The 11641-nt window shown below is 42.2% G+C and carries 8 protein-coding genes; 2 read left to right on the plus strand and 6 right to left on the minus strand.

Going from position 1 to position 11641, the window contains the following annotated elements:
• Window positions 1-126 precede the first annotated feature (126 nt).
• The 5 genes from P20311_RS19280 to fabB form a co-directional block, all read right to left on the minus strand.
• The gene (locus P20311_RS19280) at window positions 127-2763 is read right to left on the minus strand and encodes a FimV/HubP family polar landmark protein (RefSeq protein ID WP_008111072.1); all 2637 of its coding nucleotides are present in this window, start codon (window positions 2761-2763) and stop codon (window positions 127-129) included.
• The gene (locus P20311_RS19285) at window positions 2747-4357 is read right to left on the minus strand and encodes a FimV/HubP family polar landmark protein (RefSeq protein ID WP_008111074.1); all 1611 of its coding nucleotides are present in this window, start codon (window positions 4355-4357) and stop codon (window positions 2747-2749) included. The genes P20311_RS19280 and P20311_RS19285 overlap by 17 nt, the downstream gene beginning before the upstream one ends.
• 349 nt (window positions 4358-4706) lie before the next feature.
• A complete protein-coding gene (locus tag P20311_RS06930; protein ID WP_008111077.1) occupies window positions 4707-5723 on the minus strand; it encodes an aspartate-semialdehyde dehydrogenase in 1017 nt (338 codons plus the stop codon).
• Between the two features lie 45 nt (window positions 5724-5768).
• Window positions 5769-6890 carry a 4-phosphoerythronate dehydrogenase gene (locus P20311_RS06935; RefSeq protein ID WP_008111079.1) on the minus strand — a complete coding sequence of 374 codons (1122 nt, stop codon included), beginning with the start codon at window positions 6888-6890 and terminating at the stop codon, window positions 5769-5771.
• Window positions 6891-6998: 108 nt separating this feature from the next.
• A complete protein-coding gene (fabB, locus tag P20311_RS06940) occupies window positions 6999-8210 on the minus strand; it encodes a beta-ketoacyl-ACP synthase I (protein ID WP_008111080.1) in 1212 nt (403 codons plus the stop codon).
• Between the two features lie 178 nt (window positions 8211-8388).
• On the opposite strand from fabB, the gene mnmC reads away from it, so the two are divergent.
• The gene (mnmC, locus tag P20311_RS06945) at window positions 8389-10398 is read left to right on the plus strand and encodes a bifunctional tRNA (5-methylaminomethyl-2-thiouridine)(34)-methyltransferase MnmD/FAD-dependent 5-carboxymethylaminomethyl-2-thiouridine(34) oxidoreductase MnmC (protein WP_008111081.1); all 2010 of its coding nucleotides are present in this window, start codon (window positions 8389-8391) and stop codon (window positions 10396-10398) included.
• 129 nt (window positions 10399-10527) lie between these two features.
• Window positions 10528-11163, plus strand: a complete 636-nt coding sequence (locus P20311_RS06950; protein WP_008111082.1) for an SDR family oxidoreductase — start codon at window positions 10528-10530, stop codon at window positions 11161-11163.
• Here P20311_RS06950 and P20311_RS06955 read toward each other — a convergent pair.
• Window positions 11156-11641, minus strand: a 486-nt coding sequence (locus P20311_RS06955) for a sulfite exporter TauE/SafE family protein (protein ID WP_036984944.1), incomplete at its 5' end; no start/stop codon positions are given. The genes P20311_RS06950 and P20311_RS06955 overlap by 8 nt on opposite strands.

The raw sequence follows: 11641 nt of genomic DNA on the forward strand, positions 1-11641 counted from the left end.
GCTATATGGCGTTCCAATAAAAGCAGCGAACTAAGGTTCCTAACTATGCGATACAAAAAACCCGTTATTAGTGTTAACCAATAACGGGTTTTACAGCTCAGATATCCTTTTCAGGATTAGCTATTGTTAGTTTTTCAGCTTAGCTTTTAGATTTTGTGCTTCTTCTTGCACATCGTCTGGGCCATTATTAATAATCTCATCTAAAATTTTAACTGCCGAGTCAGCATCATCAATCTCAATATACGCATGGGCAAGATCAAGCTTGGCTGAGTAACCACCGCTTTGGGTATCTACATCCATAGGGTTATCACCAGCGAGTAATGAATCGTAGTCACCTAAGCCAACATCCATATCAACGTCGGTGTAAGGTTCGTGATCTATATCCGCTTCATCGCTTTGCTCTAACAAGGCATCGATATCTACAAAGTCATCTTGTTCTAAAGCTTCAGTAACTTCAGGTTGCTCAATGGGTGCTGGCGACGATGGTGTTTTATCATCAGCTAAGTCTTCGTTGAGTAAACTATTAAAATCAACATCAAACTCACTGCTGTCGCTTAAATCAACATCATCTGGCTCTGCCAGCTCATTCAGTAATGCATCAAAATCTGTTTGCGTTAAATCAGCCATGAACTCATCATCTAGTTCATCATCTGAAATCACTTCTGATTCTAATGGTGCTAACGTTTGGGTTAAATCCGCTTCACGATCAGCGTTAGTTTGCTGATCGGTAAATTCAGCTGACTCTGCGAATTCATCAAGTTGATCATCATCAAAATCATCATTAGTGCTAACAGCTTGCTCATCTGCAGCTTGTTCAGTCAGCTCTTCAGGCTCTGAAACTTCATTATCTAGAGCTTGCTCTAAGTTTGACTCTGAAAACTCATTATCAAGTAACAGCTCATCATCAAAATCATCTTCTAAGCTATCGAGGTCATTGCCTGCTGATAATGCATTAGCGAGATCTTGCTCAGCCTGACTAGGTGACATACCTGTGGCATCGCCGTCTAAATTATCACCTTGTAGCTCTTCTGGAGTTAGTGATTGTTGCTCTTCATCAGATAAAGGCAGTTCATCATCAAGTTCTAACTCAGGGTACTCCTCAAGTTCTTCACTTGGGGTGACTATTTCAGGCTCATAAAGCTCATCGTCATCTGTTGATAAATCATTGCTTTGGATATCGCCAGCAAGCGGATCATCGCCTAAATCAATTTCCTCTTCATCAAGCTCATCGTTTAAGTCATCAATTGACCAGTCAGGTACGTGTTCATCTTCATCGCTTGCTTGCTCAAGCTCACTTAAAAGATCATCGACACTTTTGAAGTTTTCATCGTTGTATTCGTCAAGCGCATCTTCTGGGTCGAGTAAAGTAGAAGACGTATCGGTAAAATCATCTTCTGATCCAACATCAAGCTCTGGCTCTGCTTCAAGCTCTAGCTCTGCTTCAAGCTCTAGCTCTGCTTCAAGTTCCGGCTCTTCTTCAAGCTCCGGCTCTTCTTCAAGTTCTGGCTCTTCTTCAAGTTCTGGTTCAACTTCAAGTTCTGGTTCAACTTCAAGCTCTACTTCAAGCTCTGGTTCTACTTCAAGCTCTGGCTCTGCTTCAAGCTCTGGCTCTGCTTCAAGCTCTGGCTCTGCTTCAAGCTCTGGTTCTACTTCAAGTTCTGGCTCTGCTTCAAGCTCTGGTTCTACTTCAAGTTCTGGCTCTGCTTCAAGCTCTGGTTCTACTTCAAGTTCTGGCTCAGCTTCAAGCTCTGGTTCTACTTCAAGTTCTGGTTCTGATTGCTCATCTAATCCATCAATCGACCAATCAGGCGCTTCGACATAATCATCACTTGTTTGTTCTAACTCGCTCAGTAGATCATCTACGCTTTCAAGGTTTTCATCGTTGTACTCATCAAGCGCATCTTCTGGGTCGAGTAATGTCGATGAGCTATCTGAAAAATCACCTTCTAAGCCATCTACTGCGTCTTGATCAACTTTAACGTCAGACTCAGCTTCAATTTCTGACTCAACTTCAATTTCTGGCTCAGCTGCAACTTCTGGCTCGGCTTCAAGCTCTGGCTCTGCTTCAACTTCTGGCTCAGCTTCAATTTCAGGTTCTGCTGCAACTTCTGGCTCAGCTTCAACTTCTGGCTCAGCTGCAACTTCTGGCTCGGCTGCAACTTCTGGCTCAGCTGCAACTTCTGGCTCAGCTTCAACTTCTGGCTCAGCTGCAACTTCTGGCTCAGCTGCAACTTCTGGCTCAGCTTCAATTTCTGGCTCAGCTTCAATTTCTGGCTCAGCTGCAACTTCCGGCTCTGCTTCAACTTCTGGCTCAGCTGCAACTTCTGGCTCGACTGCAACTTCTGGCTCGGCTGCAACTTCTGACTCAGCTTCAAGCTCTGGCTCAGCAAAAGATGAAGCGATAGATTCTATATCTTCACTATTTAATTCTTCTTGCGCGTCAGTTAAATCTTCTATTGAGTCTGCCAATGCATGATCTATTTCAGAGTCATGAACATCACTTTCAGGTTGCTCTGCATCAAGTAAATCATCAATATCAAACTCGTCGTCTTCTTCAACTAAGCTGTCAATATCAGGCTCTTCGCTTTGAGCTTCAGCCGCTGGTTGCTCAGCGTCGAGTAAATCGTCTATATCAAATTCGTCGTCTTCTTCAACTAGGCTATCGATATCAGGCTCTTCGCTTTGAGCTTCAGCCGCTGGTTGCTCAGCGTCGAGTAAATCGTCTATATCAAATTCATCGTCCTCTTCAACTAAGGCTGTCAATATCAGGCTCTTCGCTTTGAGCTTCAGCCGCTGGTTGTTCAGCGTCGAGTAAATCGTCTATATCAAATTCGTCATCTTCATCAACTAAGCTGTCGATATCTGGCTCTTCGCTCTGATCTTCAGTAGCTGGTTGCTCAGCATCGAGTAAACTGTCTATATCAAACTCGTCATCATCGGCTTGTGCTGATACATCAGCTGTTTGCTCATTGTTCTCATCAAGCAAGTCGTCAATGTCAAAGTCTTCACCCTCTTCGGCTAGCTCTTCACTGAGTGCTGCCATATCATCATTCGATTCACCTTTAGGTTCATCAGGCAGTGCATCGTCATCTTCTTCATCAAACAGGCTATCTAAGTCATCCGAACTTAAAATGTCATCTGACTCATCAAGGTTGATAGCATCGCCTGTATCATCACCATCGGAGCTATCAAAGTCTTGTTGCATGAAAACATCAAGCTCATCGTCCTCGGTGTTTTCGTCTTCAAAAACAACATCATTATTGAGTAGGCTTTCTAACTCATCTTGATCTAGTAAACTGTCATCATCGAGATCATCGTTAAATTCCACATCATCATCGAGTAACACGTCATCCATGTTATCGTCTAACTGCACACTTAAATCATCAAGCGGATCGGGAGCTGGTGCTTCATCGAGTGAGGGCTCTGGCACTTCATCTATAGGATCAGTAAAAGCAGGGGCTTGTGGAATAAACTCATCATCATTACTTTCAGGCTCTTGATCATTACTACGCTTACGCAGCCACATAACAACGGCAAAAATAATCAATAAAGCTGGAATAGTCATTAATAAAATGAGCACCAAAGGGTTTGACAATAACGCTGCAAAACTAAATTCACTCTCTTGCTGTGCGTCCTTTAATTTTTGCTGTGCAATAATCTCATTTTGTTTAAGGATTAATTCTTTTAACTGTTGTTGAATTTCACTGTCTTGGCCTAGTTGTAAACGAACGTTTTCTAATTCGCTTGAAATACCTGTTAGCTGTTTTTTAAGATTGTTGTTTTCAACTAAAATTTCTTCTACGTTACTCACAGAGCTTTTAAACTGCTGCTGAAGCTCAACCAATTTATTGCTTTGGTCAGTCTTAATCGCTTTTAATTCTTGTTGTAATTCTTTTTTGGCTTCATCAACATCTGCTTTGCGTGCTTGCGTTACTTTTGTTTGTGCTGAATTAATTTCTGCTTGGGTGAGCGTACCGTTTTTCTTTTTTTCCCACAGGTCATCATCTTGCTCAGAGCGCTGCTTAGCTAATTGCGGGTTTACTCGTCTAATTTCTGCCAAAGTCGGTATCTTTAAATAAGAACCACTTTGCATATGGTTTAAGTTTTGTTCTAAGAATGAATTAGGGTTTTTGTTATACAAGGCCTGCATAACTTGATAAATGCTTACTGAATTATCAGGACGAACCTTAACGGCAATGCGCCAAAGTGTATCGGTTGGTTTTATTGGCCCAATAGAACGCCCCTGTGCGCCATAATCTGCGCCTTTAGGCCCTCTTAACTGGGTACTGTCTTGAGAGTAAACAGTCGTTACCATCAGTGCAGACGCTAATATAATAAGTGAAACGAAACCGCGCATGCTGATCCTTTAATGTTTAAATGTTAACGCAGCGCTTTAAATTGGCGCTTAAACATTGATTATTCTTGCCGTTGTTAGCCAAGTAGCTAACGCACATTTTTATTACAATCTATTTTTATTGCAAGCTCTATTCCAGTTACAAACTATAAACCAGTTAAGCCATAATATCCATCGCAACGCATTGAAAATAAATACCTTAAACATCTAGATAAAAATAATTTTATGTTGTTTATCAAAGTGTTTACACAGCTGTTGTTTATAAGTGGCAAAAAAATGGCAATTAAAGCACAAAAAAACGGCAAACCACTTAGGTTTGCCGTTTATTGGATTATCACTGTCTTCAGGCTAATTACATGTAATTAGCGATTAGCTCTTCTGCTATTTGCACACTGTTGGTTGCAGCCCCTTTACGGGTGTTATCACTTACTACCCACATATTTAATCCATGTGGGTGTGAAATATCGGCACGTAAACGGCCAATGTAAACAGTGTCGTTACCACTGGCATCTGAGACAGCCGTTGGGTAATCACCCGCATCATCAATTAGCTCAACACCCGGTGCATCGTTCAATAATTGCTTCACATGCTCAAAGTCATAAGGCATACGCGTTTCTATATTAATTGACTCAGAATGACCAAAGAACACCGGTACACGAACACAAGTCGGGTTTACCGCAATGCTGGTGTCGCCTAAAATTTTATGCGTTTCGTTTACCATTTTCATTTCTTCGCGTGTATAGCCATTGTCTTCAAAGCTATCGATTTGCGGAATAACATTAAACGCAATTTGCTTAGGAAAAATGTCGTTTTCCATTGGCCGTGCATTCATTAAGTTGGCTGTTTGTTTTGCCAGCTCATCAACCGCTTCTTTACCTGCACCCGACACTGCTTGGTAGGTTGAAACGTTAATACGATCAATACCGTAGGCATCATAAATAGGTTTAAGCGCAAGCATCATTTGAATAGTTGAACAATTAGGATTAGCGATTATATTACGGTTTCTAAAATCGGCTAAACTCGCTGCATTCACTTCTGGCACAATTAGCGGCACTTCAAAGTCATTTCTAAAGTGTGAGGTATTATCAATAACAATACAGCCTGCGTCTGCAGCAATCGGGGCGTACTTTTCAGACACACTGCCACCAGCAGAAAATAAGCCGATATGCGCTTGGCTAAAGTCAAAGCCTTCAACATCGCGTACTTCTATGCTCTCACCACGAAACTTTATATCTTCGCCGGCACTGCGGCTGCTTGCTAATAAAAACAGCTGATCGACCGGAAATTTACGATCTTCCAAAGTTTCAATGATTTGACGACCAACAAGGCCGGTAGCGCCGAGTACGGCAACGTTATATTTTTGCGACATATTTCATCCTCTGTAAGCACGGTTAAAACAACCGCGCTAATTAAATTAGTTTACTGTGGTAAAGCCAAGCTGGGCGAGTGCAGCAAGCTCGGTGCTATCACCTTCAACCATCACAGTGCTAAACTCACGGCGGGTTGAGTAGTTTTTTCGTAAGCTGTCAAAGCCCTCATCGGCTAGGTGGCGCAGTAAAATGCCATCATCGCGACGAACATCATAAGTTAAGTGTACTAAGCGAGCGATGTCTGCCTCAGTAAAACTTGACGCTAAGGTAACGCACCCAATGGCTGCTGGCGGTAAAAAGTCGCTAAGTGACTTATTGGCCTCCACCCCTTTGAGCTCACATAAGCGCTGGTACAACATTTGCGTACCTCGCGCTTTACCCTCAAGGGTATGCCCTGCAATGTGAACACTTGCATAGCGCACGTGCTCAAGTAATTCAGTTAAAATATTAGGTTCATTTTCCCAAACATCCAACACTAAATCGAGCTCTGCTCCTGCTTCCATCACTTCGAGTAAGGCTTGGTTATCAATCACATCGCCTCGGCTAGCGTTTATTAACGTCAACCCAGATTTAAGTTTAGTTAAGCGTGTTTTATCAAGCATGTGTAGGGTTTTATGTTTACCCGTTTTAACCAACGGCACATGAAAAGTAACAATATCTGACTGCGCTAATAGCTCATCAAGCTCAACATGCTCGGTTAATAGCCCTTGCTCATGCTTAATTGGATCGCACAATAGTAAATTAACGTTCAGTGCTTTTAACTTTTGCGCTAAACAACTGCCAATATTACCTACACCCACAATACCGATTGTTTTACCACTTAACGGGCTGGCATTTTCTTGGCTTAATGCAAATAAGCTACTTATTACATACTCAGCTACGGCAATGGCATTACAGCCAGGCGCACTGGTAAAGCCGATATTGTTAGCACTGAGCAAATCAGTATCAATATGATCAACACCAATTGTGGCGGTACCTACAAAGCTTAGTTTATTCGCCTGTGCTAATAGTTCACTGTTAACTTGAGTAACTGAGCGGGTAAGCAGTACATCAACATCGATAAGTTGTTCAGGGGTTAATTGCCTGCCATCAAATCGTTCAACCTTACCCATATCTTTAAAGAATTGCTCAACTAAAGGCATATTTTGATCGGCAAGAATTTTCATTGTGAGTCCGTTTGGCGAAATGAGGCGCTATTGTAACGAACAACCCCCTATTAGCACAAACGAAAAAGCCGAGCATTTTGCTCGGCTTTAAAATAGTTAACGATTAACTTAACCTTTGTATTTGCTCATTACTAGCGTGGCATTAGTACCGCCAAAACCAAAGCTATTAGACATAACCGTGTTTAGTTCAACGTCTTTTGCTTCAGTCACAATATTCAAGCCTGACGCTTGTTCATCTAACTCATCAATATTGATAGATGGCGCAACAAAGCCATGCTCAAGCATTAATAATGAAAAGATAGCTTCGTGTACACCTGCCGCACCCAGTGCATGGCCTGTCATTGCTTTAGTGGCACTGATCATTGGCGAGTTACCACCAAACACTTCTTGAATAGCCCCTAGCTCTTTAACATCACCTACTGGTGTTGATGTACCATGGGTATTTAAGTAATCAATGCTGTCAACGTTTTGCATAGCTTGACGCATACAACGTACCGCGCCCTCACCCGATGGTGCTACCATGTCGTAGCCATCTGAGGTTGCGCCGTAACCGGTAATTTCAGCGTAAATGTGCGCGCCACGAGCAAGTGCATGTTCAAGTTCTTCAACAACCACAATACCGCCACCAGCTGAAATTACAAAACCATCGCGGTTTGCATCGTAGGTGCGCGATGCTTTTTCAGGTGTGTCGTTGTATTTAGTCGAAAGCGCGCCCATAGCGTCAAATTCCATTGCTAACGTCCAGTGAAGTTCTTCACCGCCGCCTGCAAAAATAACGTCTTGTTTGCCTAATTGAATTTGTTCTACCGCGTGGCCAATACAATGCGCAGAAGTTGCACACGCAGAACTAATAGAGTAGTTAACACCTTTAATTTTAAACGGTGTTGCTAAACATGCAGAAGTGGTGCTTGCCATAGTACGTGGCACCATGTAAGGACCAACGCGTTTAACGCCTTTTTCACGAAGAATATCAGCCGCTTCTACTTGCCATTTTGATGAACCACCGCCAGAGCCAACTAATAAACCAGTACGCTCGTTTGATACTTGCTCGTCGCTAAGACCCGCATCTTCAATCGCTTGCGCCATTGAAATATAAGAGTAAGCCGCCGCATCACCCATAAAGCGCATTGCTTTACGATCAACATGCTCTTTAACATCAATATCAATTTTACCTGATACATTGCTACGCAATTTGTAATCAGCAAATTCTTGATTAAAAGCAATACCACTTTTACCAGCTCTAAGTGACTCTAATACTTCTTGTTTATTATTGCCGATGCTTGATACAACACCGATGCCTGTTATTACGGCTCTTCTCATGGGTAATTCCCTTAGCTTAATACTTAATTGTGTTCTATTTTACGCGAATTTAATCATCTAAGTGGTCAGCTTTCTAGCGTACACTTGTACTCTGAAGCTACAGCTTATAAATAACGCCAGACTATTTCAAAGAAAACACGTAAAATAATTAAAAAATTATCTATAAATTGAATTGGTCATGATAAAAAACGCCCATATACACTTTAACGACTTAGGCACTCCGGTTGCCAATGACTTTGACGATGTTTATTTTTCTAATGACGATGGTCTTGCCGAATCGCATTATGTGTTTTATCAACAAAACAGTATAGATACACGGTTACAAAATCATGACCGTGAACACTTTGTTATTGCCGAAACCGGTTTTGGTACTGGGCTTAACTTCTTAAATGCATGGCTGCAGTTTTCTGACCACCTACAGTACTCACAAGTTCAAAATGAACAGCCAAATAAAGTGCAGCGATTACATTTTATTTCTTTTGAAAAATATCCACTTAGCGTAAATGATTTAAAACAAGCCTTGCAAGCTTGGCCTAGCTTAAGCCATTTAAGCAAGCAGCTCGTTGCTCACTATCCGATTAACTTAAATGGCTGCCATCGGTTAGAGTTTGCCAATGGCCGTGTAGTCCTCGACCTCTACTTTGGCGACGTACTGGAATGTATTAATAGCATGAGCTACCCACAAAGTGGGCTGGTTGATGCGTGGTTTTTAGATGGCTTTGCGCCAAGTAAAAACCCCGACATGTGGCAGCAAAGTGTATTTAATGCCATGGTCGATATTTCTAGAAGCAATGCCACATTAGCCACGTTTACCGCTGCGGGCTTTGTGCGCAGAGGACTAAACGAGGCAGGCTTTAGCATGCAAAAAGCCAAAGGTTTTGGCCGAAAACGTGAAATGCTAATTGGCACACTCGCTCAAGCCAACCCAAAACAATCAGCCCCCGCTTATTTTGAGCATCACCCCTCAGCGCTTTCAAGTGTGGCTGTTATTGGCGGTGGTATAGCAAGCAGTTGTATCCTTTATAGCCTCGCAAAGCGTGGCATAAAAAGCCACTTATTTTGCCAAGATGAAAAACCCGCAATGGGGGCATCGCATAATGTACAAGGGGCTGTGTATCCGCACTTACAGGCAAAAAATTCGCCACACAGTGAATTATTTGCCCACAGTTTTTTATACGCAAAGCGACTTTACAATCAATTACTCAACAATGGCTTTTTGTTTGATCACCAGTGGTGTGGTGTGCTGCAACATGCAGTAAAACAGCCATTGGCAGATCGCCATCAAAACCTCGCAGATAAACAACTGTGGCCAGAGCAGCTTATGCGAAATGTAACTGCTGATGAGGGCGATGCTATCGCAGGGGTTAAAACAGGTTACTCAGGGGTATTTTTTGAACAAGGCGGCTGGGTTAATCCCCCGCAGCTAGTCTGTGCAATGTTAGATGCCGCACAACAATTAAATTCGTTTGAAAGCCTATTTAACTGTCATATTGAGCAATTTAATAAACAACCCGATGGTTGGTACTTAACCACGCAAAAGCAAACATTTGGCCCCTTTAGCGATGTGATTATTTGTACTGGTGAGCACAGTGATGCATTTACGCAAACCAAAACACTTCCCATTGTTGGCGTTCGCGGCCAAGTGTCACATGTTCAAGCAAGCGAGCAATCACGTAAACTTAATACCGTGTTGTGTCACAAAGGCTATTTTACTCCCGCCTATTTAGATCACCATTGTATGGGTGCCACCTTTGAAAAAAACAGTAAAAGCCGTGAAGTGACCGAGCAAGATAACCACACTAACCGCGAGCAATTACTGAGTTTTTATAACAACACTGAATTTGCCACCAGCCTAGGCGATATTAGCTCAGCTAAAACCGCTGTTCGCTGTAGTTTTATTGACCACTTACCTATGGCCGGTGAATGGGTGGAGCAAACTGATTATACACATGCATTTGCTAATTTACGCTTGGGCAAGCGCTATCAATATCAGCCGTTAGAAAAACCACAACAGGGCCTACATATGTTTACCGGCTTTGGCGCGCGAGCATTGTGCAGTGCACCGCTATCTGCCGAACACTTAATTAGTAGTTTAAACAATGAACCTCGCCCACTAAGCGAGCGTGTAAGCCAAGCAATTCACCCAGGCCGTTTTATTGTTCGTGACCTTATTCGTAATAAAATTTAAAAGGCAGATCACACTGCTCACACTAAAAAACAAACCTATACTTTAAAAACAAATTATTACCCCCAGCTCTTTAGTACAGTGGATAAAGTTTAAGTCGGCTGTTTTGTCTTATAAAATAAGGAGTATGTGATGAGTAAAACATTAGTAATTGGTGCCAGTGGGCAAATTGGTAAACTAACCACCAAACTATTGCTTGAACACCAACATCCTGTAGTGGCTTTAGTGCGTGACAAAAGCAAATTAGATGACTTAAATAGCGACTATTTAACTATCGTAGAGCAAGATTTAGAAAATGATTTTAGCGATGCGCTGCGCAGTTGTGACCATATCATTTTTGCCGCAGGTTCAGGCGGTAATACCGGTGCAGATAAAACCTTACTTATTGATTTATGGGCTGCAACTAAAGCTATTAATTACGCAAAAGAGCATGCAGCCAAGCACTTTACTATGGTGAGTTCTATTGGTGCAGACGATCCGGATGCAATCCAAAGCGACTTAAAACCCTATTTAGTAGCTAAGCATATGGCAGATAGGCATTTAATTAATAGTGGACTCAATTACACCATAGTACGCCCAGGCTCACTCACTAATGAGAATGCCTCAAAACTTATTTCTACCGAACGCCCCAAAGAGCGCGATAAAGCAATCATTAGCCGTGAAAACGTAGCCCATGTTCTATTTACCATTGCCACAGAGCAAGGCAGCAATCGCTGCATATTTGAAGTATTTGATGGCGACAAACCAATAAAAGCCGCTATTAAATAAGCATTACATTCATCCCTTGCCATGCAAGCTGTATGGCAAGCAGGGTTAAAATCACTTTAAAAATAACCCTAAAACGCGCCACCGATAACCGCTTAAGTAACTTAATCCCTAACCATGTGCCAATGGCTCCGCTTAAAATCATCGCCAGTGTTAACGGCAACCATTGCCAAAAGCTAAAGCCAAGCCCCGCATAAACAACGGCTTTTAAACTATGCTGCAAGGTCATAATACTTGAAAAAGTCGCGGTAAATTTAAGCTTATCGTAATGATTAATATGTAAATAACTCGCTACCAAAGGCCCACTTGCTCCGACAAAAGTCGAGATAAATGCGGTTATTACGCCTGCTAGTAAGCGCCCTAATCGTGAGTCTTTATTAAATTCAGGTATTGTTCCCCACAATAAATAAATCACAAATAAAGCCACAAACAGCTTCATGCTATCAAGGTTAATATCGCTTACTACTTGGCTTGATAGCCC

This window comes from Pseudoalteromonas sp. BSi20311 (assembly GCF_000239875.1).
Classification (GTDB): Bacteria; Pseudomonadota; Gammaproteobacteria; order Enterobacterales; family Alteromonadaceae; genus Pseudoalteromonas.

What these genes read in the sequence shown, in the direction of transcription:
- P20311_RS19285 (WP_008111074.1), bottom strand. Translation starts at nt 4,357, where the DNA reads ATGCGCGGTTTCGTTTCACTTATTATATTAGCGTCTGCACTGATGGTA.
- P20311_RS06930 (WP_008111077.1), bottom strand. Translation starts at nt 5,723, where the DNA reads ATGTCGCAAAAATATAACGTTGCCGTACTCGGCGCTACCGGCCTTGTT.
- P20311_RS06935 (WP_008111079.1), bottom strand. Translation starts at nt 6,890, where the DNA reads ATGAAAATTCTTGCCGATCAAAATATGCCTTTAGTTGAGCAATTCTTT.
- fabB (WP_008111080.1), bottom strand. Translation starts at nt 8,210, where the DNA reads ATGAGAAGAGCCGTAATAACAGGCATCGGTGTTGTATCAAGCATCGGC.
- mnmC (WP_008111081.1), top strand. Translation starts at nt 8,389, where the DNA reads ATGATAAAAAACGCCCATATACACTTTAACGACTTAGGCACTCCGGTT.
- P20311_RS06950 (WP_008111082.1), top strand. Translation starts at nt 10,528, where the DNA reads ATGAGTAAAACATTAGTAATTGGTGCCAGTGGGCAAATTGGTAAACTA.